The organism is Helicobacter sp. 23-1045 (assembly GCF_053654655.1).
Map to the genome: position 1 here is coordinate 17025 of NZ_JBSIUR010000001.1, position 26848 is coordinate 43872.

Sequence of the window (26848 nt, forward strand, 5' to 3'; positions counted from 1 at the left end):
TGAAGTTTTGCAAAAAATAAAGTAAAATTCTACCAAAATTAAAAGAATTTTTAGAAGGTTTTTATGCGTTATATTGTGATTATTTTTGCGTTTTTCGCCCTATTGAATGCAAATCCTATGGGAAAATGCGGAAGTGTGTATGATTTTAATGCAAATCAAAAGGAAATCATCGCTTACGCCTACAACTACGGCAAAAAATACGGGCTTGGATACACACTTGCCGCGATTGCGTGGCACGAATCGTGTGCGGGAGAGTATAGGATGAATTTCGCTGACCCGAGTGCGGGGCTTTATCACGCGCTAATTCCAAATGTCATTCGCCGCTATCAAATGCTAAAAGACAATGGATTTAATCGCAATGTGATTGGCGAAATGCTAATTAGAGACGATGAGTTCGCCTCCAAAGTCGCAATCGATGAGCTTTTGTATTGGGATAAAGTGCGAAATGGAAATTGGAAAGATATGATAAAGTCCTATAACAAGGGATTTAGCTGGGAAAAAAGCGCGAGTGCAAATAAATTTGCCGAAAATTATTATCAAAATGTCAAAAAAAAGCGCGAGATTTTGGAGGATTATATCCCAAAATATCTCTCAAATATCAAGCTAAAAGAGCGCAAACCGCTTTTAAGCGACTACACGGTTATCAATAAAGATTCTGCGAACTCCACGCAAGTCGCCGAAATCATCAAAAAGCAAAAAATCGCAGAGAAAATCCGCAGAATCGAAGTCGGGCGATTGGCAAATGACAATCCTGACACCATAAAAAAAGCGCGCGAGGCGAAAAAGGCAGTCATTAGCGTGTATAAACCAAATGAAAATGGCGAAATGATACACGAAAAAACAATCACACTAAAACCCACGATGAAAGCAAAATGAAAAAGATTGCGATAAATGGATTTGGGCGCATTGGCAGGGCGTTTTTTCGTGCTGTTTTGAAACGAAATGCGCTGAATGCTTTAAATGGCACAAAAAGCGACATAAAAATCTCCCACATTTATGATGTGAAAAATTTTGAGATTTTGGCGTATTTATTGAAGCACGATTCGCTTTTGGGTGAGATTAAGGGCGACATTGAGTTTAAAAAAAATACGATTTTTTTGAATGGCGATGAAATCAAAATCACAGATGATTTTAGTGGCGCGGATATTGTAGTAGAGTGTAGCGGGGCAAATTTGGATTGCGATTCGCTTCAAAAATATTTGCAAAATGGCGCAAAGCGCGTGATTTTAAGCGCACCGCCAAAGGATAATATGCCGATTTTTATTTATGGTGTGAATTGGGATAAATATCGTGGAGAGGCGATTTTCTCCGCTGCATCTTGCACTTCAAATGCCATCGCGCCTGTGATTTTTACGATAAGCAAAAAATACAAGATTTTTGGTGGAAATATTAGCACGATTCACCCTTTTAATAGCGACCAAAATCTGCTTGACAATCCAAATTTTTCGCGTGATTTACGGCTCTCACGCAATGCCACGCAAAATATTATCCCTACTAGCAGTTCGATTGGGGCGGTTTTGGCGCGAATCTTTGGGGATTTGAGCGAATTTAGGGGCAGTGCTTTGAATTTTTATGGCGATTCGATTCGTGTGCCAACTTCGCTTGTGTGTTTTAGCAATGTGGATTTGTTGTTAGATTCTGCGCCAAAAATAGATGAAATTTTGGAGCTAAATTTTAATCCGCAAATTATCGCCTTTGATAGCAAATCTCGCGTTTCTAGCGACTTTGTGGGCGATTCACATAGCGCAATCATCGCAAAAGATTTGATTAAAACTAACGGCAAAATATTGCGAATCCCACTTTGGTTTGACAACGAAAACGGCTACGCAAACCGATTGTGCGATATTATAAGCGAGATTTAACGCAGAATCTGTGCCTAGATTCTGCGCTCACACTGCCAAATTCGCAGAATCTAGCAAAAATCCGCCTTTAATTATTGACAATCGCATAATGTTTTTAATAAAATTGCGGTTTTTATTTTGCAAAAAATATTTTTCGGGGTGTAGCGCAGTCTGGTTAGCGCACTTGGTTTGGGACCAAGGGGTCGAAGGTTCGAATCCTTTCACCCCGACCATTTTTGACATTTTTGCAAAATCGCGGTGAGTGTAGTTCAGCTGGTTAGAGCACCAGATTGTGGCTCTGGGGGTCGTGGGTTCGAATCCCATCACTCACCCCACCGACTTTTCACGCGCTCGTAGCTCAACTGGATAGAGCATCAGACTTCGGATCTGAGGGTTATGGGTTCGATTCCTATCGAGCGTGCCACTTTTGGGAGTTATTGTGTTTAAAATTTTCTTATTTTGTGTAATATTGATAAGTTCTGCAAGTGCATATGTATCATTTTGTATGCAACCAAGTGAGCCATATTGCGTAGATTCTAAATATACATACGAAGATGAATATCGCTTTAAAAGTTGCAAAAGAGAAGTTGAAAGATATTTGCAAGATTTGGATAAATATGTTGTTTGTGTCGCAAACGAAGCACAAGAACAAGCACAAAAAACCATCAATAAATTTAACTGCTACGCCTCTGGCGAATCATTTTGCTATTAACTCACGCGCTCGTAGCTCAGCTGGATAGAGCAACAGCCTTCTAAGCCGTAGGTCGCAGGTTCGAGTCCTGCCGAGCGTGCCACTTGTGAATAAACTTGTATTTTTTGTAGAATTTAAAGTGTAAAAAACTCACAAAACCACCACTTCGCTTTTTAACTCTACGCTAAATTTGTCCATCACGGCGTCTTTGGCGAGATTTGTGAGATTGATTGCGTCTGCAAAACTCCCGCCACCGCAGTTTATCAAAAAGTTTGCGTGAATCTCGCTAAATTTCACACCCCCGATTTTTTGTCCTTTAAATCCCGCCATTTCAAGCAATTCTCCCGCGCTTTTTGGCACTTCAAATCCACGCGGGACTTCGCGCGGATTTCTAAAAAAACTCCCCGCACTAGCACCTTTTGGCTGATTGCTTCGCATTATTTTGCACTGCGATTCGACACTCTTTTCAAAGCCCGATATTTTTTTAAATCGCACCGCGCTAATTGCCCCGCTAATCTCACTTTTGCGATAACTAAATGCGACATTTTCACGCCACACGCCATTTTCACATACACTATGAATCGCATTTGCCACTTCAAAGGACTTCATTCCTGCATTCATTTTGACAATCCCGCCGATTTTGCCCGGAATCGTGCCTAAAAATTCTAATCCGCCCAAATTCTGCGCCCTAAAATACAAAAATGCCTTCCTAGCGTTGCATCCTGCGCCAATTTCGATACATTCGCCCAAATCGTTGATATAATCAAACTCGCTCCCAAGCATAAAAAGCGCGTGATTTTGGGGGCTTAAAAGCATATTATTCGCGCCACCGATGATTGTGTGCGAATCTTGCAATGCCAAAATCTCATCAATATTTTGCGCGATTTTTACAGGGATTTTTGGACCGATTTTTATGGCGGAATATTTGCAAAAATCTATTATTTTTTCAGTCATTTTGATTGCCTAAAATTTGCCAAATACACGCACCTAAAAGGGAAAATTTGGAATCATATTAAACAAAATTCTTGTATAATCAATAATCATATTTAGCATCCACGGCATTGTCAAAATCAGCACCGCAATAATCGCCAAAATCTTTGGTATAAAGGTAAGCGTGGCATCATTTATTTGCGTAGTGGCTTGAAAAATGCTAATCAGCAACCCCACGATTAGCCCTGTGAGTAGCAATGGGAGCGATACTAACAGCGTGATTTTGTAGGTTTCGATGGCTAGTGTGATAAATTTTGCTTCCAAAAATGCCCTTTTATTGAAAAATAAATCTGCAATCATAACAAAGATTTTATTAAATTCGCAGAATCTAAATGCGATTTCGCAGAATCTAAACGCAAATTCGCAGAATCTTGCACGATTTTCGCAGAATCTCTTGCGGAATAATGTTTGCTTTTTATATAATATTAAATTTAATTTTGAAAGGATGGGATATGCGTTTATTTGCTGTGATTTTACTAATGTGTCAAATCTGCCTTGCGGCGGGGATAAATTTCGACTTTGAGGATGCGCGGAAAAAGGGCTATACGGATAAAGAGATTTTGGACTATGTAGCGCAAAATCACAATGCCTACGATATCGCCGCGCTTCGTAGTATGAAGCTAAGCGATAAAGAAATCGTGGATTATTTCATCACGAAAGATGCCGTGACTTCGCAGATTATCGAACTTAAAAGAAACGCGTTCAAAGATAGCGACACTCGCAATAAAGTCTATCCGCAAGAGCTTTCATCCGATTTGGCGGAGGGGTGCAGGATTTACACGGGCAAAACTCGGGCAAAAAAAGATGGGTGGAGCTATATCGTGAAACTTACGGATTTCGCCCGTGCCACTTATACAAGCGCGTATTTGAGCGAGGCGGACTACTTTGATATCGATAGTGCGCAATCGGTGCATTTAAAGGATATTTGCGGTGTTTGGCTAAATAAGCTTGGCACGAAAGAAGAGATTAGTAAGGCTTACGCGCTCTCCCTTGTGAAAGAAATCAATATTTTGGTAAAACAGAAAAAATCGCTGGTGTTAGAATGAGAATTTTTGTAGCATTATGCTTCGCACTTTTTGCGCTAAACGCAGAATCTAGCATAGATTCAGCGTCCGCTGAATCTAATCCCGCACCAAATCCCGCTGAATCTATCGAAGTTTTAGAAAGCAAACCCCTTGATGATGAGCTAAGTAGTGGCGATGTGCAACGATTTATCCAAGAAGGTTTGGTGGATAAAGAGAATGCGAAAGATTGGGTTAGCAAAAATGACGATGATGATGAAAATGCGCTAGTAAATATCTACAAAAAAATCACAAAAAACGCTGAATCTGGCGACAAAAACGCCGAATCTACCGCCGAATCTACCGCCAAAAACGCAGAATCTGATGATGAAATCCCATCTTTAATAGAAAATGTCTATGGGCATATTGGATTTTTTGGCAAGACGAGCGCGAATCAAAGCGTGGGTGAGCATTTTTTAAATTTCAGCGGTTCGGCGGGATTGCGCTATGATTTTAAAGAAATGGTATTTTTGGATTTGGGCGTGTTTGGATTGGTGGATTTGGTAGGCACGCGCAAGATTCGCACTTATGCGTTGCCAAATAGCAACTTTGTCCTGCACCGCGCAAATGTGAAATATATCGCAAAAGATGAGTTTCAAAACGAAGTTTTTGACATTACCGCAGGGCGATTTCAAATAAGGCGAGATTGGATTCGCAACTTTGCGCAGGGCGTTTCTGTAAATGCGAATTATGAGTGGTTTAGCGTGTGGATGGATTGGGTAGATGAGATGGCACGCGCATTTAGGGAGCAAATGAGCGATTTTAATATTTTCAAAACCCGCTATGATGATAGATGGCTAATCGCCACAGGATTGGGCGCAAGTGTCGTAGGCGTGAATGTGGCGCCGTATTATTATTATTTTCACAATAATTTATGGGCGGCAGGTGGCAAGATAAATTATGACATAAATTTCGCGGATAAAAAATGGCAATCTGTTAGCAACGCGCACTTTGCCTACGCCAAAAATAAGCGCGATTTTGACGCTACTTCAAATCGTAATGAAAGTCAAATGCTTTGGTTAGAGCAAGTTTTTCGGTGGCGGGGCGAAGATAAAAGGGTTAGCTTTGGCGTGGGGTATGTGCGGATTTTTGGCGGGGCGTTTGAGTTAGCAAATGTCGGCAACTCTTCGCGCTTTGAAGATTATAACACGCAAGGATATGGCATAATTGGCGCAGGTGGCATCGCAAATGGTGGCAATTCTAGCAATATGTTTTTTGCGGAGACGCAGAGCTTTTATGGATTTGTGGGATTTAGGATTGATAATTGGACGATGATGTTTTTAGGGCGCAACTCGCAGGGCAAAAATAGCTATGATTTGCTAAATGATTCTACGATAAATCAGCATCAATACGCACTTGGCGCAAGGTGGAGAATCGTTGAAGGACTTTATTTTGGTGGCGTGGGCGCGTATATGATGGAGAATAAAGTCAATAAAAGTTATTTTAAGGGATATTTGGAGTTTAGGATTTGAGTTTCAAAGACTAGCAAAAAATCGCAGAATTTAGCGCAAAAATCGCAGAATCTACCGCAATTTAGGGGATAAAATGGAGTTATTAGAACTTTTACAACGCACAAAAGATGCACAAAAAATCATCGCAAATTTGCAAGACACCACGCGAATCGCAGTGCTAGATTCAATGGCAGATGAGATTGTGGTGCAAAAAGAGATGATTATAAAAGCAAATGCGGTGGATTTAAAAAACGCAGAATCTTTTGGATTGTCCGCACCGATGATTGAGCGACTAAAATTAGATTCACACGCAATAGATTTAATCGCAAATGCGCTCAATGACATCGCAAGGCTAAAAAGTCCGCTAGGGCGCGTAATGGACGGCTGGGTGAATTACAAAGGACTCCACATTCAAAAAGTGAGTGTGCCAATCGGCGTCATTGCTATGATTTATGAATCGCGCCCCAATGTAACAAGCGATTCATTCGCGCTGTGCTTTAAAAGTGGCAATGTTTGTGTGCTAAAAGGCGGCAAAGAGGCGATTAACTCAAACAAAGCCATTGTGGCGATTTTGCAGGGAGTTTTGGAGCGATTTAGTTTGCCAAAAGAAGCTATTTGCTTTGTGGAAAACCGCGAGGCGACAGAAGCGTTGCTAAAATGCGATAAAATTATTGATTTGGTAATCCCGCGCGGTGGGGAAAAACTCATTCGCTTTGTCGCTGAAAATAGCACAATCCCCGTCATCAAGCACGATAAGGGCGTTTGCCATCTTTATATTCATAGCGACAGCGAAGCGCAGTTGGCGATAAAAATCGCCCTAAATGCCAAAATCTCCAAGCCCTCCGCGTGTAATAGCATTGAGTGCATTTTGGTGCATAATGATTTTGCGCACCTTGCGGAGCTAGTGAGTGCGTTGCAAAAAAATGGCGTAGCGATTCACGCTGATAAAGATACCGCGAATCGATTCGGGCTTGAAATTGCCGATGAATCGGACTTTTATAACGAATACAATGATTTGGTGGTGAATCTAAAATGCGTGGATTGCCTTGAAAGCGCGATAGCGCATATCGCCAAATACGGCTCATCGCACTCGGAGGCGATTTTGACAAATGATTTGGCAGTGGCGCAAACATTCGCTGATTGCGTAGATAGCGCGTGTGTGTTTATCAATAGTAGCACGAGATTTTGCGATGGCGGGGAGTTTGGCTTTGGCGCGGAAATCGGCATATCCACCTCCAAACTCCACGCACGCGGTCCTATGGGGATTGAAAGTTTGGTAAGCTATAAATACAAGATTTTTGGCAACGGCGAAGCGCGAGAGTGAGATTCTGCGAAACAAATATTAGATTCTGCGAAAAATGCTAGATTCTGCGATTTTTATAAAATCTCATCGATTATGTATATTGGACGCCTTTTTACTTCCTTATAAATCTTGCCAATGTATTCGCCAATGATGCCAAGTCCCAAAAACTGCATTCCGCCAAAAAATAACAGCACTACAATCATCGAAGTCCATCCCGCAAGTGGCGTAGCGGTAAAAAACTTCACATAAATCGCATACGCACCATAAATCCCGCACAGCGCAAATAAAATCACACCAAAAACGCTCATAATCCGCAGTGGCGCGATTGAAAAACTAGTAATACCATCTAACGCCAAAGAAAACAATTTCACAAACGGATACTTGCTATCCCCCGCTGCTCGCGCCATTTGCTTGTAATAAACAATCTCACTTTTAAATCCCAAAAGTGGCACAATGCCCCGCAAAAAGAGATTGACTTCCTTGAAATTTAGCAGTGATTTTATCGCTTTGCGCGAGAGTAGGCGATACTCGATATGATTTGGAATGATATTTACGCCAAGTGCGCGCATAAAGCGATAAAAGGCAAAAGAAGTGTATTTCTTGCGTGCCTTTTCATTCGTATATGCCTTGCGAACGCCAAATACGACTTCATTGCCACGCATAAATTTTTCAATCATCAAATCCATCGCATCAATATCTTGCTGCAAGTCGCCATCAATGCTAATCGCGCAACAAAATCGCATTTTATACGCCACCTTCAACCCCGCCAAAATCGCATTTTGCTGTCCGTAGTTTTTGGAGAGTTTGATAACCTTATGCGCCGTGCCGTTTTTTGCTTGGAGCAAAATCTCGCAAGTCTCATCCTTGCTACCATCATCGATGAAATACAATGCGCTATTTTTGTCGATGATTTGCTTTTCAATCAGCGAGTTGATTTTATTTTGCAGGTGCAAATAAGTCTGCCTTATGCACTTTGCTTCGTTGAAAATGGGGATGATTATGGCGAGTTTTGGAGTGTTTCTATTTTTTATCGGGGGGGGGGGGGATTTGCATATTTGTCCTTTTAAAAATTTTTTGCAATTTTAGCAGAATCTATAAAATTTCGCCACATTTTTATGAAATCTTTGGCGCAGAATCTAATATGCCGTTACAAACAATCGAAGTATTTTGCGGTGTTGCTTTGCACGAAGTTTGCCGCCTTGCTAGGAAATAGAACTAGTGGTTCATTGACGACGCAAGGACGGCAAACTTCGTGTGAATTGCATACCCAAAGACAAATTGCCCCACAAAAAGCGCAATTTATAGGATAATTCGCCCTTTGTGTGTGTAAATATTTAGCTTCCCATTTCTCGCAAAGCCTATCAAAGTTATGCCTAATTTTAGGGCAGATTTTATGCCTAGCGCAGTGGTTGCGGCGCGTGAGATAACTAGCGGAATGCCACTCATCGCGCATTTTATCACCATCTCCATTGAGAGCCTCCCGCTTACAATTAGCACCGCGCCACTCAAATCTGCTCCCGACATAATCGCCTTGCCGATTGCCTTATCAAGCGCGTTGTGTCGCCCTATGTCTTCGCTAACAAAGGCGCGATTGCCACAAAAAATCATCACTTTATGAACGCAACCTGTGAGATTAAAAAGCTCGCTTTCTCTCTCAAACTCTGCGATTTTTTGGCTTAAAAATTCAATGCTAAATCGCGCCTTGGAGCTGACAAATTTTTGCAAAATCCGCCCCTCAAAATTCGCGCTAACCCCCACGCAACAGCCCGAAGTAAGCGTTTTTTCGTGGTATAGATTTGCGATATTTGCTTCATTTATCTTTGCCTCCATAAGGACGCTTAGCCCGTCCTGCGCGATTTTTATGCTTTTCACATCGCTATAAGTTTCAATCACGCCTTCATTAAACAAAAAGCCCAAAATATGCGCATCTTGGTCGCTTGGCAGACACATCGTAGAGATGATTTTACTGCCATTTAGATAAAAGCTAACGCGCTCTTCTTTGATGATGAAATCGCTCTTGTTTGTGAAGTTTGTCGCAGAATCTATCGCAGAATCTGCGCTATTTACACGCAAAATCGGCACTTGCAAAACAAACTCGCTAGATTCTACGAAAATCGCAGAATCCTCGCAAAACGCAGAATCTCCCCCAAAATCCATCGCAGATTCTGCGTTTTTTCCGCCATAATTCGCAAAATCCACAGCAGAATCTTCACAAATCGCAGAATCTACCGCAGAATCTTCACATTTCGCAGAATCTTTAATGCACGGCAACTCGCATTCCCTCTAATTTGCCATTAGTTTTTAGCTCATCATAGTAAATGCTATGTAGCATCGATAGCTCTTCCTCGCTCATATTTCCGCTTATCATCGCCTCTAACGCCCCTTCAATCGCAAATACCGCCATATAAATATGCGTGATTAGCATCCCCCAAAACGCCATCCCCACGACATTGTGTATCATCGCAGTTAGGCGCAAAGTGTTAATATCCACAGGCTGAAAAAACATAAGCGCGCCCGTTGCCACCATCACAATCCCGCCAAATGACGCCACCCAAAACCACACTTTTTGCCCTGCGTTGAATTTATGCGCGGGGATTAAGCGGTCTGTTTTATCCCAATATCCGCCCATTATCATCGCCCACTTTGCATCGTGCCACTTTGGAAGGCAGTCTTTTATCCACATCAAAAACATCAAAGTCCCAAATACCGCAAAAATGGGCGTGCAAAGCCCGTGCAAATCCCTTGCAAATCGCACAAGCGCACCACCGCCCAAATACGCACCAAAAACCATCATAAGCCCCGTTACGCAGATAATCATACACGGCACAGCGGCAAACCAATGCACCAAAATATTGTATTTGCTAAAAACTTTGATTTTTGAGTTGTGATTGTAATGCCTTGCGCCAATCATCTTATTATGCCCCAAAAACGCAAGCGGGAGAAATAGCACAATACACAAAAAAACCACCGCAAAATATTTTTCTTGCAAAATAGTGAAGAGTTCGCCAAGCCCATTCCACGCGCGAATCCCGCTGATTTTTTCACCATTATTTAGCCTATCAATGCTAACGCCATTATTTGATAACACCGAATCGCTAATAACGCCCGAAGTCTGCGTATTTAGCCCCCAATTTTTAATCGCTTCGATTTGTTTTACGCCATAAATATTTTTATTGTATCCCAAATCAATCGTGTGAAAATCGCTATTTTCCGCATCTGCCAAAGCGATATTTGGGGCAAATAGTAGCACAAAAATCGCACACAAAAGATTCACACCAAAAAATTTCATTTTCATAAGCCACACTCCGCGAAATTAGTCATTATAGGCTTTTTGCCACGAGTATGGAATCACAGGTGCGCCACTGCCTTTGTATGAGACGCGCTCACGGATTATCGCGCTTACCGCTTCGCTACCGCCTGCAAGCAATGCTTTTGTGCTACACATAGCCGCACACGCTGGGACTCTGCCCTCTGCAATGCGATTTTGCCCATAAAGGCGCATTTCCTCATCGCTATGCGTTTCCTCAGGCCCCCCAGCGCAAAATGTGCATTTATCCATTGCGCCGCGTGAGCCAAAAACATCACTTTTGGGGAATTGCGGTGCGCCAAACGGACAAGCATAAAGGCAGTATCCGCAACCAATGCAAGTTTTTTTATCGTGCAGGACAATCCCATCAGCACGGATATAAAAGCAATCCACAGGGCAAACTTTCGCGCAAGGTGCGTCTGCGCAGTGCATACAAGCGATTGAAATCGCCTTTTCTGCGCCCACAATGCCCTCATTTAGCACGACAACGCGCCTACGATTCACGCCCACAGGCAAATGATGCGCTTCTTTACAAGCCACATCACAGCCGTGGCAATCAATACAGCGATTTTCATCGCAGTAAAATTTCACCCGCGTATGCGGAGATTCGTTTAATCCAAACATTTCTTCATTCATTTTATCCCCCTTAAATTATGCTTTTTCGATTCTACACAAACCGCTTTTAGATTCAGGACACGCGGTGTTGTAGTCAAATCCATAGCTACTAACCATACTTGCCGATTCGCCTATCGCATAGGGCTCTGTGCCTTTTGGATATAAATCTAAGCGCGATTTGCCTTGGTCCATACCAGAGAAATTTTGTGGTAGCCAAATGCTGTTATAATCCACTCTGCGCGAGATTTTGGCGGGGACTAGGATTTTTGTATCCATCGTGCCGTGTATCCAAATCAAATCGCCGTTTTTGATATTTAGCTCAGCGGCTTTATCAGGGTGAATCTCCGCAAACATATCGCCCTCCACTTCTGCCAAATATTTCGCGCTTCTAGTCTCAGCTCCCGTCCCCATATGTGCTACCATTCGCCCTGAAAGCATATTGATAGGATATTCTTTTACCCAATCTTTTTCTTTTTGGCGTGAGCGATATTTGATATTTGCCCTAAAATGGTCTTTTTTATCGGGGAAGCTAGGATATTTATCCACCAAATCGCCCCTAAATGAATGCAGTGGCTCTCTATGGAGCGGTATTTTGTCATAATAATTCCACGCCACAGCCCTTGCCTTGCCATTGCCATAGGGGCAAAGTCCCGCTTCAAGTGCTTTCTCCGCCAAAATATTATTGCCAAAGCCGATTGTTGCGGTGTGTCCTTTAATCGCTTCTTTTTCGCTTTTAGTGAGTTTTGCGCCCAAAGATTCGATATTTTCAGCACTTACAGGTGGGTGTCCAGCCACTTTTGCATTTGGCAATTTATGCGGTGAGAGCATAGATTTGCCTGTGGCTTGGCTTTTTTCACCCCAATTCACTCGAAAGCCCATTCCGCCGCGCATTACAGGCTTTGTATCATCATAAAATACAGGCGTCCCTGAATGCTTATCACTCCAACAAGGCCACGGCAAGCCGTAATATTCGCCCTTAAATGGTCCCTTGCCTTCAAGCGTTACTTTATCAAACAAATGCCAATTTTCTTGATGTGCTTTTAGTCGTTTCGCGCTCATCCCTTGCAAACCAATGGAGCGAATACTTTGCGTTAGCTCCGTTGTCGCGTCATCTGGCCATATAAATTTATCCCTCCCATCTTTTTTTGCATTTTCATAAAGGGCGCGTTGATATTCCTCCAAAAAGCCCATTCTTTTCGCAAAATCAAAGAGTATTTCCTCATCGGGGCGACATTCAAACATCGGCTCAATGACTTTGCTTCGCCACTGATAGCTACGATTTGTCGCAGCTAGGCAACCGCTTGTCTCCATTTGACTTGCCGCTGGCAAACAAAAAATGCCATCTTTTCTATCTGAATACACGGCAAAATCATTCACATAAGGGTCGATAAACACCACTAGCTCCATTTCATTTAGTGCTTGTTGATGCAAATGAAGTAGCGAAGAAGTCGTCATCCCCGTGCCAATCACCACAAGTGCGCGAATCTTCGCACCGCCATTGTTTGCGATATTTTCAGATTCTGTGATATTGAATTTCCAAGTCGTAATCGCATAGCCCGTCTTTTCCATCATCTCTTTGCTTTTGAATCGCCCTTTTAGCCACTCATAATCCACATACCAATGCTTTGCAAAATGTCGCCAATTCGCTTCTGTCAGCGGATAGTATCCGGGCAAAATGTCGGGATTTGCGCCCATATCGGAGCTCCCTTGCACATTATCGTGTCCGCGCAAGATATTTACACCCCCGCCGTTTTTGCCAATATTACCTAAAAACATTTGCAAAATAGGCATAATGCGCGTATTTGAGCTAGCGGTGGTGTGCTGTGTAAGCCCTTGATTCCAAATAATGCAAGCGGGTTTTGCCCTTGCCATCTCTTCTGCAATATGGCGAATCGAATCCGCTGGTATGCCCGTAATATCCGCCACTTCTTCAGGCGGGAATTTCATCGCTTCTTTGATGATTTCCTCATAGCCATCCACGCGCTCTTTTAGATATTTTTCATCATAAAGTTTGCGCTTAATGATATGGTGCAAAAGCCCATAGGCAAAGGCAATGTCTGTCCCGCTTCGGATTCGATGAAATTCATTGCATTTTGCAGCCGTTTTGGTGAATCGCGGGTCTACGCACACAAGCTTACAACCTCTCTCTTTTGAGCGCAAAATATGCACCATTGAGACGGGGTGATTCACAGCGGGATTTGCGCCGATGATTAGAATATATTTTGAAAACATCATATCGGCGATATGATTTGTCATACCGCCATAGCCAAAGACATTTGCCACACCTGCCACCGTTGGCGAGTGGCAAACGCGATTGCAGTGGTCTAAATTATTTGTCCCAAAAAATGCCAAAAACTTGCGGATATAGTAAATCTGCTCATTTGAGCACTTCGCACTGCCGATAAACATAACCGCATCAGGTCCGCTCTCATCGCGAATCTGCATTAACTTTTTGCTAATCTTATCCATCGAATCTTCCCAGCTAACGCGTTGCCATTGTCCGCCGACTTTTTCCACAGGATAGCGAAGTCTAGTCTCACTTCGTGCCCTATCGATTAAATCCGCGCCCTTGCAACAATGTCCGCCCAAAGAAATTGGGTGGTCTTGCGCGGGTTCTTGTCGCACCCACACGCCGTCTTTTACTTCGGCGATGATTCCGCACCCCACCGAGCAGTGCGTGCAAATCGTTTTAATGCGCTGAATGTCGGTGTATTTTTGCTTTAACTCACTCTCTTTTGCCTGTCTAATCACACGTTCACTATCATCGCCAAATGCCCCGCTAATCCCAGCTACACCAGCTAATGCGGAGAATTTTAGAAATGAACGGCGTGAATTTGTCTTAATTTCACTCATAATTTTCTCTCCCTTTTATTTGTTGTGAATCGCCCTATTTTGCGACTTCAAAATACGCTTGCCAATGTTTTGTATCGCCTCGATACAAAATCTCTTGCTTTTTGCTTTTGCCTTTGATTACCGCGCTTTGCGCCTCACCTTTTTTAGAGCAACCAGCAAGTGAGCCTACCGCCACTACCGCACCGCCAAACGCGGCTGCTTTGACAAAGTTTCTGCGCGAAGTTGCGCTAATATGCTTTGACATTGTGAAATCTCCTTTACTTTTGAAATTTAAGAGTTTTGATACTCTCGCGCAAATCTTTGGCAATCCAAAAATTTGAGCGAAAATATCGCAATTTTCCTAACTACATATTTCCTCCTCTAATGCAATAAAATGCGCCAAAATCGCGCCTATGTGATAATAGCAAGGCAAATCATCGCGTTTTATTAGCAAATCTGCGATAATTGATGCCATCGGGCGCAGGCACTCATTGAAAAATGCGTTTGGATTCACGCTCGAATCCGCGCTAGATTTGAGTAAATTTGTGTTTTCACACGAATCTTGCAACAAATACCGCATAAAAAGTAGCAAAAAGCCAAAATGCTCTTCGCTCTCTTTGAATCCATCGCTATTTAGGCGAAAGCGCGTTTGTTTGACTAGCTGCTTTGCTTTTAGCAAACTCGCTCCATTTAAGCAACCCTCGACATAATGCGACAGGTAGAGAAAAATCTGCCCTTTTGGGAGGGCGTTTAGCGTTTTGTGAAGTCGCTCAAATTCGGCGGATTCATCAAAATCCGCGCTAGATTCTGCGTTTTTAGATTCTGCGTTTTTATTCGCTAAATTGCCACCACTTGCGCCAAAGGGTATATCAAAAGTTTGCGAATATTCGCGCTTCAAATCCGCCAAACTTGTATTTTTAAGGTAGCTTTTAAGCGCGGTAAAATGCGCTAAATCCGCTTCATTTAGCGGTGAAATCGCCAAAATATCTATTTGCTTTTGAAATAAATCAAAACGCGAATCTAATAGCTCAAACAAAAAAAATCCCGCAAAAAAGTCATAATAAAGCGCACGAGCTTGATTTAGCCCGAAATTTAGCGCAGAATTTGAACCGACTTGCGCGTGATTTTTTGGTTGCAAAACTCGTTTCAATTCGCACCGCCTACGAAATTTGTGGATTTTTCAAACATAATTTTTACCTTGCATTTTTCGCAACATTCTAACGATTTTAATTTGGTTGAATCGCCCATAAATGCGGGGCTTAAAATGCCTTTGACTTTATTTATCGCTTTATTTGTCGCAAAGATTGTCCCGCACTCTACGCATTTAAAAGGCTCATCTTGCGCTAAAACCCTGTAATTTAGGAAAGTTTCATTTAAGCCATAGCCTTTTAAGCTAATTTCAAGGCAGTTTTCTGCGCAAGTATCCACGCAATATCCGCACGCCGTGCAAAGCGATGGATTTAGTAGAAGTGCAAAGCTGTCCTTTGAGTTGATTAAGGCGCGTGTGTTGCAGGATTCAACGCAGGCATTGCAAAGTGTGCATTTGTCTGCGTTGATTTTTAAGTCCGTGTAGATTAGATTTGCGCTATTTTCAAGCACTCCAAAATCGCGCTCTTTGGTTAAGAATCGCACACGATTTGCGAAAGTTTGACGCAAAAATTCATTGTCGCTAATTTCATAATGATAATGTGGCAAATGCGAAGATTCTGCGCTTAATTCGTCATTGCGAGAAGTCGGCACGACTTCGTGGCAATCCACATTCTGCAAATTCGCAGAATCTTGCGAAATTGGGGCAGATTCTGCGATAAATACTGCCTTTTGCCCCACCACACGCTTATAAAGCTCATTTATAAATTCTACGCATTCTTTTAAATGCGAATCTATTTCGCCAAAAAGGACGCAGATTCGCCCACTCTCTTGCAAAATAGAAAGCAAATAGACTTCGTTTAGCAAATTCACACTTGGCAAAATAAGTGGTAAAAATTCGGCAAATTCGTCTTGTGGCGAATCTTTTGCATTTTTTAGATTCGCGCTAAACTTTTCAAAATCGCCTTCACTCTCGCACACAACGGCGATTTTGCCCTTAAAATATTTCAACGCCTTATTGAGATTTGTAAGCGTTGCATTTGCCTTATTCATCGCGCCACTTGGGCAAACTGCCACGCATTTACCGCACAGCACACAATCCACCTGCGAAAAAATCAGTTCGCGTTTTGCGTCATTTGCGCTAATTGCCATCGTAGGACAGAGCGCCACGCAGTCCTTGCAGTAGGCAAATTCTGTTTTGTCTCTGTGAAAATATTGACATTTTTTCTCATCAAACAAAATGGTTTTTTCAAAGCTAAAATCCCCGATGAGTGCGTCAATTTCATCGCATAATGCTTCATTATTTTCATAATCGCTTACAAAATGGATGCCTAATTGTGGTTTTTTGTTTTTGTCAAATGTGCTAAAAAAGGCGATTTGTGCGAAAGTTTGATTTTTGGATTCGTGCGAATCTACGCTAGATTCGCCCTGCGATTCGTGTGAATCTGTGTCAAATTTAGGCGAATCTATCATAGATTCACGCAAACTTGCGCCAGATTCGCCAAAACTCACACGAAAATCCCCCAAACTCCCGCTGTAATCGCTTATAAAAGGCAAAATTTGAATTTTATATTTATCGCTATTTTCATTCGCAAAATCCCACGCCAAATCGCTATTTCCCACGATAAGAAGCGTGTTATCCACCGCTATATCGCTTTTGGTATTTGCGCCCAAAATGCTAGAAATCTGAAAATCCATTTATTCCCCACAATCTTTAAATCATAAGTCGCATTTTAGGCAAAAAATAATTGTTTAAATCTTAACACGCCACGATTTTAGTTATATAAAAAAATACATATCACAAAAAGTAATTAAAATTGGCGTTTTTGCAAAAATATCTTAACGCAGATTCTGCGTTTTGCCATAAATCGCAGAATCTAGCGCATTTTCGCAGAATCTAATCGCTTATCGACAATCTCTTTTATGCTGTATCGTGGTCGTTTTTTGCTTTCATTATAAATTTTCCCAATATATTCGCCAATAATTCCAAGTGACAGCATTTGAACTCCGCCTAAAAAATAAATCGGCACCACAATTGACGCCCATCCCGGAAGCGCAGAATCTGTAAAAATCGCCACAAAAATTCCATAGATTCCAAGCATTGCGCTTAATAGCGATATGCCAATCCCAGCGATGAAAATCCCACGCAAAGGCACACTTGAAAAACTAGTAATGCCATCAAGTGCGAGTTTAAGCATCTTTGCTAAATTATATTTACTTTTCCCCGCCACTCGCTTTTTTGTGCCGAAATAAACAACTTCACTTTTTAATCCCAAATCCAAAACAATCCCACGCAAAAAGAGATTTACTTCCTTGTATTGCGAGATTAACTGCAATGCCTTTTTGCTAAGAAGTCTATAATCTGCGTGATTTTTGATGATTTTCGCACCCAAAAATGCCATTAGTTTATAAAAGCAATTTGCGCTAAATTTCTTAAAAAATCCATCGCTTTTTCTATCCTCCCTTACGCCAAAAACGATGTCATTTCCGCGATTATACGCATCTAAAAAATGTTGAATTTTATCAATATCTTGCTCTAAATCGCAATCGATACTAATAGCGCAATCGCATTTATCACTAGCAAATTCATATCCGCAAAGCAAGGCATTTTGATGACCTTTATTTTTGGTAAGCGAAACTAAAACGATATTTTGCAAACAAGCAATTGCATTTTTTAGTAAAATCACGCCCCCATCAGTGCTTCCATCATCGACAAATACGATAAAACTCGCAGAATCTACGCTGTTTTGCAAAGATTGCAATTTTCCATAAAACTGCTCCAAACTTTTAAGAATTATTTCTTTTTCATTATAAAATGGCACAATAATCGCCAAAATGGGTTTTTTGTCTTTATAAATTGGGGGGGGGGGATTGCAGAATCTGGCGCAGAATCTGGCGTAGAATCTCCAAAATTTGTGCGATTCGCAGAATCTGGCGCAGATTCTGCGATTTTATTGCAAAATATTAGATTTTTTCGCTTCATCATTTCACTCTATACACGCTAAAATGTATCGGCAGTGCATAAACATTGCTTGCTAAAATCACCTCGCTATTTTCGCCGACAAATTTTAGTGCGATGATTTTTAGCATTGATTTGATGTTTAGCAAGGGCAAGTTAAATCCTTGTGTGCTTGTGAAAAGCAACTCATAAGATTCTGCGCCCTTAAATTCACGCGTATTAAATGACGTTAAAACCACCAAATCACCGCTTTTTTTCTCAACTATTGCATTGCTTTTAAACACGCTATACGCAGAATCTGCATCACTTTTTCCAAGCAAAATATTATCAACGCCAATATCGCTTAATAAATCAAATTCGCTGTGCCCCAAATGCACCAAATTTTTCGCAAAACTATGATAAACCTCAACGCCACTTGCGCGATTTACGCCCTCTAAATAAATGTTTGTAGTCGGATTTTGCGATAAATAATTGCCTAAAAAAGATATGGTGGCGGCGAAATTATTTGGCACTGCTTTGTAGTGATTTAGTTGATATAAAAACGAAGGGAAGGCATTTAGCGCATATAAAATAATGCAAATATAAAAAATAATTTTTACAAACTTCGCCCTAAAATAGGTATAAAAATAATATCCAAGTGGCAAAAGTGCGAAAATATACGCTGGAAGCGGATAATGAAATGAGTAGATTTTAAGCACCAAATACGCCAATAAATATAGCATCGCCCCAAGCAAAAGCGCATCTAAAAGGGCATTTATTTGCTCTTTTTTATAAACTACAAGATAGATTCTATACGCAACAACTCCAAAAACGCCAATAAATAAAAATGGTTCGGTTAAAAGATAATTTAGCGAAATTTTTGCAAAGACAATGAGTTGATTATAAGGCGTATCGCCGTAATTTCCGCTTGTGCTTTTATTTGCGATGACAATCAAATAATACGCCACAATCCAAATAAATGCGCTAATGCAAAGCAAAATATCTAATATTTTTTGCCACAAAGTGCTTGTTTTGAAACTAAAAATAAAATGAAAAAATGCAAATCCGCCAAGCATAATAAATGCTGGTTCTTTATAATAAAGTGCGATGGTTGCGGAGATTATGGCAATTAGCGCGCTAAACTTGCTATTTTGCCTTAAAAAATAAATATAGCAAATAAGAAAAATGCCAAAAAATATGCTTTCAAATTTCTCAGGCACAAATAATCGCAAAAACGCCGTAATAAAGGCAGGCGTGCATAAAAATGCAGTTATTATTAGCATTGTTAAAAGCGAGTTTAGATAATAATTCAAAGTGCGATAAAGGCAGATTATTAGCACAAGTGCTCCAAATGCGCTAAATGCGTAAAATACGCTTGCATTGATACCAAAAAACTTGCTTATGATATTTAAATCAAGCGCATTTAGCGGGAAAAATCGCCCGATTTCTGGCATTATCGAAGGTGGAATATTTGCCCCAAGATGAAGCGTGGATAGCAAAGTGTGGTCATCAATAATGCCAAAATTTGCACGATAAATCATATTTGCCAAATATAGCGCGACAAAAATGCAAAATGCGATAAATGCTTTGTTTTGGGTGGATTCTGCGATTTTTGGGCGATTCGCAGAATCTGGGGATTTTTGGGCAGATTCTGCGATTTTTACATTATGTTTCTGCCCCCCCCTATTTACGATTTTTTCCATATAATTTCCTTTTATAAAAATTTTAAAAACGCGAATTGTAGTGAAATTTTCTTAAAAAAAATATTGCAATTTTTGGCAACTTTTGTAAATATTGACAAATACAATATGATATTGTAAAATTCCGCATTTTTTCAAAATCAAATTTTAAGGATTTATCAATGAGTAAAACACCTCAAACAAACATTTTAGGATTCCCGCGAATCGGGCAAAATAGAGAATTAAAAAAGGCATTAGAATCATTTTGGAGTGGCAAAAGTAGCGAAGGCGACTTGCAAAATGTCGCAAAAGACTTGCGCAAAAAGCATTGGGCGTTACAAGCAAATGCGGGTTTTGGCACAAGTGGCGCAAACGCCCCAAAAGGACTAGATTTTGTCTGTGTCAATGATTTTAGCTTCTATGACAATGTGCTAGATTTAGCCTACGCGCTTGGCGCAAAGCCCGCAAGATTTGCAAATCTAAGCGGATTAGAGGGCTACTTCGCCCTAGCGAGGGGGCATAAAAACGGCGTGGCGTGCGAAATGACAAAGTGGTTTAACACCAACTATCACTATGTCGTGCCAGAACTAAGCGAAAATGACAGCTACCACGCGGACGCAAGTGGCATAATCGCGCAAGTTAAAGAGGCAAAATCGCTAGGGCACACGCCAAAAATCAATCTTATTGGGCTTTTTAGCTTTTTTGCGCTCAGCAAAATCCAAAGTGGCGACTCTCACGCGATTTTCAAAAAGCTAAAAGGCGCGTATTTGGACTTAATCGATGAGATTGTCGCGGGGCTAAAAGGTGATGAAATCATCATCGAATTTAGCGAACCAATCTTTGTGCGCGGGTTTGATGAGCGAATCTTTGGGTTAGAATGCGGTAAAGGCGGGAGCGCAATTAAGTGCATTTATGATTCTATCAGCGAAAAGGGCGTAAAAGCAATCGTAAGCACATTTTTTGAGCATAGCAAGGAACTCACCGAAATCTTGCTTGACACTAAAATCTATGGCATAGGATTAGATTTTTTAACAGGTGCTAAGAATTTTGACTCGCTTGAGTCCATAGCCAAAAGCGATAAAGTGCTTTTTGCAGGGGTAATTGATGGGCGCAATATTTGGGTGGCAAATTTAGAATCTAAACTCGCGCTCTTAGAACAAATCGCCCAAAAAATCCCAAAAGAGCGTATCGTAGTTTCGTCCTCTTGTTCATTGCTTCACACGCCTTTTAGCAAGGTTGGCGAAGAGAGTGGCAAAATCCCCGCTGAAATCCTCTCTTGGCTAAGCTTCGCAGAGGAAAAACTAAGCGAAATCGTGCTGTTAAACGCTGTGTTTAGAAATGGCGTTACAAATGAGACAAAATCCGCTTGGGAGCAAAATAAGCAGGCAAACCTCTCACGCGCAAAATCCACCCTCACAAATAATCCAAAAATCCGCGAGCGCGTGGCGGGGATAAGCAAAAAAGAGCGCGATTTAAAATTTAAAGAGCGCATTAAGATTCAACGCGAAATTTTAGGCTATCCAAACCTCGCCACCACCACCATCGGGAGCTTCCCGCAAACGCCTGAACTCCGCGCATTGCGACTAGGGTATAAAAAAGGCGAGATAAGCCAAAGCGACTATGAAAAGGGCATAAAAGAATATATCATTGATTGCGTGCGATTCCAAGAGGAAGTGGGGCTAGATGTGCTTGTGCACGGCGAGCCAGAGCGCAACGATATGGTGGAGTATTTTGGCGAGCAAATGGAGGGCTTTGTATTTAGCAAAAATGCGTGGGTGCAAAGCTATGGTAGCCGTTGCGTGAAGCCCCCTATCATCTATGGCGATGTGGCGCGCCCAAAGGCTATGACGGTGGAGTGGATAACCTACGCTCAAAGCCTCACAAGCAAGATAATGAAAGGTATGCTGACAGGTCCAGTTACCATTCTAAATTGGAGCTTTGTGCGCGATGACTTGGCGCGTGAAGCGGTGTGTAAGCAAATCGCGCTAGGCATCGCTGATGAAATCAACGACTTGCAAAACGCAGGGGTGAAAATCATTCAAGTCGATGAAGCGGCGTTTAAAGAGGGCTATCCATTGCGCGCGGAAAATATCAAAGAATATGAGCGATGGGCGTTAGAATCCTTTAAAATCTCCACCGCAGTGGCAAAAAACGAAACGCAGATTCACACGCATATGTGTTATAGCGAGTTTAACGACATTATTAAGACAATCGAGGCGTTGGACGCAGATGTGATAAGCATTGAAACGGCGCGAAGTGGTAATGAATTGCTCAAAGTCTTTAAAAGCGTGGGCTATGCAAACGAAGTGGGACCGGGCGTGTATGACATTCATAGCCCTAGAATCCCTAGCATTGAGGAAATCGTAGCACAGATTAAGGCATTGCTCGAAGTCCTGCCACAAAGCCAACTATGGATAAACCCAGACTGCGGACTAAAGACGCGCAAATGGGAGGAAGTGCGTCCGAGCTTAAAAAATATGGTAGAGGCGGTGAAGGTCGTTAGGCAATAGAGATTCTTGCGGTGGGGCAATTTGTTCTGGGGTATGCAATTTGCGCCGTTTTCGCATAAAACTTCGCTCGATGAACCCCCAAGTTCTATCTCGCTTGTTTCACGCAAAAACGGCACAAAGCCACACCGCCATTACTTCGATTGTAGATTTTACGCGATTTAGCGAATCGCGTGTGAATCTAAAACATTTCGTCATTGCGAGATTTTGCGAAGCAAAATCGTGGCAATCCAAGATTCTGCGAATCAGATAAAATTCGCAGAATCTATTTTGTTTTTTGGATTGCCGCGATTTGCCTTTGGCAAATCTCGCAATGACGAATTGGGGGGGGGCAGATTCTGCGATTTTCGTGCGAGATTCTGCGATTCAAACACAATTCGCAGAATCTTAAACATAAAAAAGGCAAAAAATGTTTGAATATTTTATTAGAAAATTGATTATGAAAGTGTTATGTGCTTTGATACCAAGTAAAAAATGGCGTTTGGCGTTGAGGGACAAATTTGGCTTTGGCGAGATTTTTATTCCATTAAGCAAAAGCGATTCTTTCGTGCCACGCGAAGTTTTGGCGCAAATTTCTAAAAAATCACCGCTAGATTTTTACGCATTGCATTGCAAAATCTATAAATCCCCCCCCCCAAGTCACAAAAATCTATCGCTAAAAGATTTGCAAATCTTATCCTCACAAGCCCACACAAAACGCACGCACAGCGGATATTTTGATTTTGATGATGACGCACAAAGGCTCGATTCGCCTCGCAATCCGTGGGCGTATATCCGCGTAAAAAACGAAGCCCACACGCTAGAATCTAGCCTTTATAGCATTCTCCCAGCCTTTCAGCGTGGCGTAGTTGGCTATAATGACTGCGATGATGGGAGCGAAGCGATTATCCTAGATTTTTGCGCGAAATTCCCTAGCTTTATCCCTGTGAAATATCCGCACAGCGTGGATATTTACACGCCAAAACGCAAAGAAAACAAGCTCTATATGTATTATAATTATGTTTTGAGTGTGATTCCAAAGGGGCAGTGGCTAATCAAAATCGACTGCGACCATATTTATCTGCCTGATAAAGTTTATAAAAGCTTTTATCTGCCCCAAAATGCGTGGGATATGCTGATTTTAAACCTGCTAAATGTGTATTATGATGGCAAAGAGATTTTGATTGACAAAAGGACGCAAAAATCTCGCGCACAAGGCGATTTCATAATGCTAAAAAATATCAATTTAACATTTAAGCAAACAATGCAACGCTGGGGCGTAGAAAATAAAATCGGCTATTTTGAGACGCCAAAACCACACACCAATCGCAAAATCACCCACGAGCTAACGCAACTGCACTTCCCATATCAAAAAGATGTCCGTAAATTTGTCGCGCAAAATATCGAGTGGATTGCGCTAAAAGAGTGGCAGAGCGAGGATATTGGCGTGGTAATCGATAGGGCGATTTTAGATTCTGCGTATATTAAGACAATGTGTAAAAATTTTAGATAGATTTGTGGATTTGCAAGTGCGGTGCTTCGCACGAATCTAACATTTAAAAATCCGTCATTGCGAGAAAATGCGTAGCATTTTCGTGGCAATCCAAGATTCTGCAAATCGCAGAATCTAGCGCAGATTCTGCGATTCAAACACAATTCGCAGAATCTATACCAAAATATACCAAAAATTAAATCTTTATTGCCTATAATTTCATAATTTTTTTTAGCAAAAAGGGGCGAAAATGGTTGAGCGATACGCCAGAGACGAAATGAAAAAAAAGTGGAACAAAAAGGCGAAGTTTAATGCGTGGTTGGAAGTCGAAAAGGCTGTCGTGCGCGGGTGGAATGAGCTAGGATTCATCGATGATGATACGGCGGAGAAAATCTGCAAGGACGCGAAATTTGACATTGATGAGATTGAGGAAATCGAAAAAATCACAAAGCACGATTTAATCGCATTTACGACTTCGGTGGCGCACTCGTTAGGGGAAGAATCGCGCTTTTTTCACTATGGAATCACAAGTAGCGATACGATTGATACGGCGGTGGCGTTGCAGATTCGCGATAGTTTGTTTCTAATCATTGATGATTTGGACGCGCTGTTGGCTACTTTGGAGCAAAAGGCGATGACTTACAAAGATACGCTTATGGTGGGGCGAAGCCACGGGATTCACGGCGAACCAATCACTTTTGGGCTTGTGGTGGCGATTTGGTTTGATGAGATTAGACGGCATTTGGACGCATTAAAACGCACTCTGCAAGTCGTATCAGTTGGCAAAATCAGCGGTGCGATGGGCAATATGGCGCATTCGCCCATCGAACTTGAAGAAATCGTATGCAAAAATTTGGGGCTAGATTGCGCCAAAGTTAGCAATCAAGTGGTGCAACGCGACAGATACGCAAGGCTAATGTGCGACATCGCGCTACTTGCAAGTAGCTGCGAGAAAATCGCCGTCTCTATTCGCCACTTTCAGCGCACGGAGGTTTATGAATGTGAGGAATACTTCGCGCAGGGGCAAAAGGGCAGTAGCGCAATGCCACACAAGCGCAATCCCGTGCTTAGCGAAAATATCACGGGGCTTTGCCGAATCCTGCGCTCTTACGCTATCCCTGCGATGGAAAATGTCGCTTTGTGGCACGAGCGCGATATAAGTCATTCAAGTGTGGAGCGATTTATCCTGCCTGACGCGTTTATCACGCTTGACTTTATGCTAAATCGCCTAAATGATTTGCTAAAAAATTTGGTAGTTTATCCCAAAAATATGATGAAAAATTTGGAGCTGACAGGCGGACTAGTCTTTTCGCAACGAATCCTATTAGAACTCCCCAAAAAAGGCTTATCACGCGAGGAATCTTATGCTATCGTGCAACGAAATGCGATGAAAGTGTGGGAAGCATTACAAAATGGCAAAGCGTCTAAAAATGTGAGTGGAGAGAGTTTGTTTTTGCAATATTTGCTAAATGACAGCGAATTGAGCGCAAAAATGTCGCCCGAATCAATCCGCGAGTGCTTTGATTATGGCTACTATTTAAAAAATGTCGATAAGATTTTTAAGCGCGTGTTTGGGAATAGAGTGTAGATTCTGCGAATCGCAAAATCTAATAAAAAACAACGCAGATTCTGCGGCAGAATCTAACACAAAAATCGCAGAATCTAAATAAAAATCACGCCAAGATTCTGCGAATTTTACACATTTTCGCAGAATCTACTTTAAAATTATCCGCAGATTCTGCGAAAAATCGCTAAAATTACGGCATTTAATTTTAAGGGGGCAAAATGGAAAATTTGAAAGTTTATGAAATCGACAATGATTTTTTGGCGAAAAATGATGGCGCGATTATTCGCACAAACAAGGGCGATATAAAACTTACGCTCTTTTATAAAGACGCGCCACAGGCGGTCAGCAACTTTATCGCACTAGCAAATAGCGGATTTTACGAAGGATTAAAGTTTCATCGCGTGATTGATAAATTTATGGCGCAGGGTGGCTGTCCGCACAGCAAGGATAATCCGCGCCTTGCAGGGACGGGCGGTCCGGGCTATCGCATAAAATGCGAAGTGAAAAGCAATCCAAACAAGCACAAGCGAGGGACGATAAGTATGGCTCACGCGGGGCGAGATACGGGCGGAAGTCAGTTTTTCATCTGCTTTGTGGATTGCCCGCATTTGGATGGCGAACACACGACATTTGGGGCGATTAGCGATGATGAAAGTTTTGCGGTGCTTGATTTAATAAAGCAAAATGACGAGATTAGGGAAGTTGCGATTTTGCGTAAAAATTAAGGCATTTTGATATAATTTTAGACTTTTAAAAAGGGGGAGAGAAAATGAAAAAGGTTTATTTTTTTGCCACTTGTTTAGGCGGGGTGGCGTATTCTGGCACTTGCGTAAATGCGATAAAGTTACTTCAAAAAGCGGGGGTTGAAGTGGTTTTCAAAAAAGACCAAACTTGTTGCGGACAGCCCACGCTAAATTCTGGATTTTATGATGAGAGCAAAAAAATCGCATTGCATAACATAAATTTATTCAGCGAACCATATCCCATAATCGTCCCATCTGGCTCGTGCGCTGGGGCGATGAAGGTGGATTATTTGGAGTTGTTTGCCGATAGTGGCGATTATGAAAAAGTGAAAGAATTTTCAAATCGCGTGTTTGAATTAAGCGAATTTTTATACAAAGAGCTAAAAGTGCAATACGAGGACAAAAAGCCAAAGACGCGCGTTTCGTGGCACTCAAACTGCCACGCATTGCGTGTGGCAAATAGTATCCCATCAAATAAGGCATTGCTTCGTCAGCTAAAAAATGTCGAGCTAGTTGAGTTAGAGCGAGAGGAAGAATGCTGTGGATTTGGCGGGACATTTTCGGTAAAAGAGCCCGAGATTTCAAAAGCGATGGTGATGGAGAAAATCGCAGATATAAAAGCGCGAAATGTCGAGTATCTCATCTCTGCGGACGCGGGGTGTTTGCTAAATATCAGCGGTGCGATGGCAAAAAATGGCGTTAGCGTGAAAGCGGTGCATTTATATGACTTTATCGCTGAGCGAATCGAGCTGTAAAAAAGGGGGAG

General features: G+C 41.8%; 28 protein-coding genes and 4 tRNA genes. 18 read left to right on the forward strand and 14 right to left on the reverse strand.

Features of this window, described 5'->3' with window-relative positions:
* Positions 1-63: 63 nt before the first annotated feature.
* The 7 genes from ACWIUE_RS00115 to ACWIUE_RS00145 all read left to right on the forward strand — a co-directional run bounded on the left by ACWIUE_RS00115 (position 64) and on the right by ACWIUE_RS00145 (position 2635).
* Positions 64-876 carry a hypothetical protein gene (locus tag ACWIUE_RS00115; RefSeq protein WP_454133760.1) on the forward strand — a complete coding sequence of 271 codons (813 nt, stop codon included), beginning with the start codon at positions 64-66 and terminating at the stop codon, positions 874-876.
* A complete protein-coding gene (locus ACWIUE_RS00120) occupies positions 873-1862 on the forward strand; it encodes a glyceraldehyde 3-phosphate dehydrogenase NAD-binding domain-containing protein (RefSeq protein WP_454133762.1) in 990 nt (329 codons plus the stop codon). The genes ACWIUE_RS00115 and ACWIUE_RS00120 overlap by 4 nt, the downstream gene beginning before the upstream one ends.
* Positions 1863-1996: 134 nt before the next feature.
* Positions 1997-2074 (forward strand) — tRNA-Pro (locus tag ACWIUE_RS00125).
* Positions 2075-2099: 25 nt separating this feature from the next.
* Positions 2100-2176, forward strand: a tRNA-His gene (locus ACWIUE_RS00130).
* Between the two features lie 12 nt (positions 2177-2188).
* Positions 2189-2265, forward strand: a tRNA-Arg gene (locus ACWIUE_RS00135).
* Between the two features lie 15 nt (positions 2266-2280).
* Positions 2281-2553, forward strand: a complete 273-nt coding sequence (locus ACWIUE_RS00140; RefSeq protein WP_454133764.1) for a hypothetical protein — start codon at positions 2281-2283, stop codon at positions 2551-2553.
* A gap of 5 nt (positions 2554-2558) precedes the next feature.
* A tRNA-Arg gene (locus tag ACWIUE_RS00145) sits at positions 2559-2635 on the forward strand.
* Positions 2636-2682: 47 nt separating this feature from the next.
* On the opposite strand, the gene ACWIUE_RS00150 is transcribed toward ACWIUE_RS00145, so the two are convergent.
* Both ACWIUE_RS00150 and fliQ read right to left on the reverse strand, forming a co-directional pair.
* Positions 2683-3486 carry a UDP-N-acetylmuramate dehydrogenase gene (locus ACWIUE_RS00150; RefSeq protein ID WP_454133766.1) on the reverse strand — a complete coding sequence of 268 codons (804 nt, stop codon included), beginning with the start codon at positions 3484-3486 and terminating at the stop codon, positions 2683-2685.
* A gap of 33 nt (positions 3487-3519) precedes the next feature.
* Positions 3520-3786, reverse strand: coding sequence for a flagellar biosynthesis protein FliQ (gene fliQ, locus ACWIUE_RS00155; protein ID WP_454133768.1), 267 nt, complete (start codon positions 3784-3786; stop codon positions 3520-3522).
* A gap of 13 nt (positions 3787-3799) precedes the next feature.
* Between fliQ and ACWIUE_RS00160 the strand changes: the two genes are divergently transcribed.
* The 4 genes from ACWIUE_RS00160 to ACWIUE_RS00175 all read left to right on the forward strand — a co-directional run bounded on the left by ACWIUE_RS00160 (position 3800) and on the right by ACWIUE_RS00175 (position 7358).
* Positions 3800-4045, forward strand: coding sequence for a hypothetical protein (locus ACWIUE_RS00160; RefSeq protein ID WP_454133770.1), 246 nt, complete (start codon positions 3800-3802; stop codon positions 4043-4045).
* The gene (locus ACWIUE_RS00165) at positions 3975-4568 is read left to right on the forward strand and encodes a hypothetical protein (RefSeq protein WP_454133772.1); all 594 of its coding nucleotides are present in this window, start codon (positions 3975-3977) and stop codon (positions 4566-4568) included. Before ACWIUE_RS00160 ends, ACWIUE_RS00165 begins: the two co-directional genes overlap by 71 nt.
* Positions 4565-6055, forward strand: a complete 1491-nt coding sequence (locus ACWIUE_RS00170; RefSeq protein WP_454133773.1) for an outer membrane family protein — start codon at positions 4565-4567, stop codon at positions 6053-6055. Before ACWIUE_RS00165 ends, ACWIUE_RS00170 begins: the two co-directional genes overlap by 4 nt.
* Positions 6056-6128: 73 nt before the next feature.
* Positions 6129-7358: a glutamate-5-semialdehyde dehydrogenase gene (locus ACWIUE_RS00175; RefSeq protein ID WP_454133775.1), complete on the forward strand. Its 1230-nt coding sequence runs from the start codon at positions 6129-6131 to the stop codon at positions 7356-7358.
* A gap of 53 nt (positions 7359-7411) precedes the next feature.
* Here ACWIUE_RS00175 and ACWIUE_RS00180 read toward each other — a convergent pair whose 3' ends face one another.
* On the reverse strand, positions 7412-8392 hold the full coding sequence (locus ACWIUE_RS00180) for a glycosyltransferase family 2 protein (RefSeq protein ID WP_454134511.1): 981 nt from the start codon (positions 8390-8392) through the stop codon (positions 7412-7414).
* Between ACWIUE_RS00180 and ACWIUE_RS00185 the strand changes: the two genes are divergently transcribed.
* Positions 8347-8550 carry a hypothetical protein gene (locus ACWIUE_RS00185; RefSeq protein WP_454133777.1) on the forward strand — a complete coding sequence of 68 codons (204 nt, stop codon included), beginning with the start codon at positions 8347-8349 and terminating at the stop codon, positions 8548-8550. The two genes, ACWIUE_RS00180 and ACWIUE_RS00185, sit on opposite strands and share 46 nt — an antisense overlap.
* 86 nt (positions 8551-8636) lie before the next feature.
* On the opposite strand, the gene fdhD is transcribed toward ACWIUE_RS00185, so the two are convergent.
* From fdhD to ACWIUE_RS00235, 10 genes are all read right to left on the reverse strand, one after another.
* Positions 8637-9608, reverse strand: a complete 972-nt coding sequence (gene fdhD / locus ACWIUE_RS00190) for a formate dehydrogenase accessory sulfurtransferase FdhD (protein WP_454133779.1) — start codon at positions 9606-9608, stop codon at positions 8637-8639.
* Positions 9595-10626 (reverse strand): formate dehydrogenase subunit gamma, encoded by a 1032-nt coding sequence (locus ACWIUE_RS00195; protein ID WP_454133780.1) that lies wholly within the window; start codon positions 10624-10626, stop codon positions 9595-9597. Before ACWIUE_RS00195 ends, fdhD begins: the two co-directional genes overlap by 14 nt.
* A gap of 24 nt (positions 10627-10650) precedes the next feature.
* Positions 10651-11280 carry a formate dehydrogenase FDH3 subunit beta gene (gene fdh3B, locus ACWIUE_RS00200; protein ID WP_454133782.1) on the reverse strand — a complete coding sequence of 210 codons (630 nt, stop codon included), beginning with the start codon at positions 11278-11280 and terminating at the stop codon, positions 10651-10653.
* Between the two features lie 15 nt (positions 11281-11295).
* Positions 11296-14112 carry a molybdopterin-dependent oxidoreductase gene (locus ACWIUE_RS00205; RefSeq protein WP_454133784.1) on the reverse strand — a complete coding sequence of 939 codons (2817 nt, stop codon included), beginning with the start codon at positions 14110-14112 and terminating at the stop codon, positions 11296-11298.
* A gap of 34 nt (positions 14113-14146) precedes the next feature.
* The gene (locus ACWIUE_RS00210; RefSeq protein WP_454133785.1) at positions 14147-14356 is read right to left on the reverse strand and encodes a twin-arginine translocation signal domain-containing protein; all 210 of its coding nucleotides are present in this window, start codon (positions 14354-14356) and stop codon (positions 14147-14149) included.
* 96 nt (positions 14357-14452) lie between these two features.
* On the reverse strand, positions 14453-15241 hold the full coding sequence (locus ACWIUE_RS00215; RefSeq protein ID WP_454133787.1) for a TorD/DmsD family molecular chaperone: 789 nt from the start codon (positions 15239-15241) through the stop codon (positions 14453-14455).
* On the reverse strand, positions 15238-16875 hold the full coding sequence (locus ACWIUE_RS00220; protein ID WP_454133788.1) for a 4Fe-4S dicluster domain-containing protein: 1638 nt from the start codon (positions 16873-16875) through the stop codon (positions 15238-15240). Before ACWIUE_RS00220 ends, ACWIUE_RS00215 begins: the two co-directional genes overlap by 4 nt.
* Positions 16876-17054: 179 nt before the next feature.
* Entirely contained in the window at positions 17055-17999 is a 945-nt protein-coding gene (locus ACWIUE_RS00225) for a glycosyltransferase family 2 protein (RefSeq protein ID WP_454133790.1), read from the reverse strand.
* A complete protein-coding gene (locus ACWIUE_RS00230; protein ID WP_454133792.1) occupies positions 17972-18163 on the reverse strand; it encodes a hypothetical protein in 192 nt (63 codons plus the stop codon). Before ACWIUE_RS00230 ends, ACWIUE_RS00225 begins: the two co-directional genes overlap by 28 nt.
* The gene (locus ACWIUE_RS00235; protein ID WP_454133793.1) at positions 18160-19818 is read right to left on the reverse strand and encodes a hypothetical protein; all 1659 of its coding nucleotides are present in this window, start codon (positions 19816-19818) and stop codon (positions 18160-18162) included. The genes ACWIUE_RS00230 and ACWIUE_RS00235 overlap by 4 nt, the downstream gene beginning before the upstream one ends.
* Before the next feature lie 158 nt (positions 19819-19976).
* On the opposite strand from ACWIUE_RS00235, the gene metE reads away from it, so the two are divergent.
* A complete protein-coding gene (metE, locus tag ACWIUE_RS00240; RefSeq protein WP_454133795.1) occupies positions 19977-22304 on the forward strand; it encodes a 5-methyltetrahydropteroyltriglutamate--homocysteine S-methyltransferase in 2328 nt (775 codons plus the stop codon).
* A 40-nt stretch (positions 22305-22344) separates the two neighbouring features.
* The gene (locus ACWIUE_RS00245) at positions 22345-22554 is read left to right on the forward strand and encodes a hypothetical protein (protein ID WP_454133797.1); all 210 of its coding nucleotides are present in this window, start codon (positions 22345-22347) and stop codon (positions 22552-22554) included.
* Here ACWIUE_RS00245 and ACWIUE_RS00250 read toward each other — a convergent pair.
* Positions 22547-22696: a hypothetical protein gene (locus ACWIUE_RS00250; RefSeq protein WP_454133799.1), complete on the reverse strand. Its 150-nt coding sequence runs from the start codon at positions 22694-22696 to the stop codon at positions 22547-22549. The genes ACWIUE_RS00245 and ACWIUE_RS00250 overlap by 8 nt on opposite strands.
* Before the next feature lie 14 nt (positions 22697-22710).
* Between ACWIUE_RS00250 and ACWIUE_RS00255 the strand changes: the two genes are divergently transcribed.
* From ACWIUE_RS00255 to ACWIUE_RS00270, 4 genes are all read left to right on the forward strand, one after another.
* Positions 22711-23793, forward strand: a complete 1083-nt coding sequence (locus ACWIUE_RS00255; protein WP_454133801.1) for a hypothetical protein — start codon at positions 22711-22713, stop codon at positions 23791-23793.
* 229 nt (positions 23794-24022) lie between these two features.
* Entirely contained in the window at positions 24023-25360 is a 1338-nt protein-coding gene (gene purB, locus ACWIUE_RS00260) for an adenylosuccinate lyase (RefSeq protein ID WP_454133802.1), read from the forward strand.
* Between the two features lie 197 nt (positions 25361-25557).
* The gene (locus ACWIUE_RS00265) at positions 25558-26064 is read left to right on the forward strand and encodes a peptidylprolyl isomerase (protein ID WP_454133804.1); all 507 of its coding nucleotides are present in this window, start codon (positions 25558-25560) and stop codon (positions 26062-26064) included.
* A gap of 44 nt (positions 26065-26108) precedes the next feature.
* A complete protein-coding gene (locus ACWIUE_RS00270; RefSeq protein ID WP_454133806.1) occupies positions 26109-26837 on the forward strand; it encodes a (Fe-S)-binding protein in 729 nt (242 codons plus the stop codon).
* Positions 26838-26848: the final 11 nt, after the last annotated feature.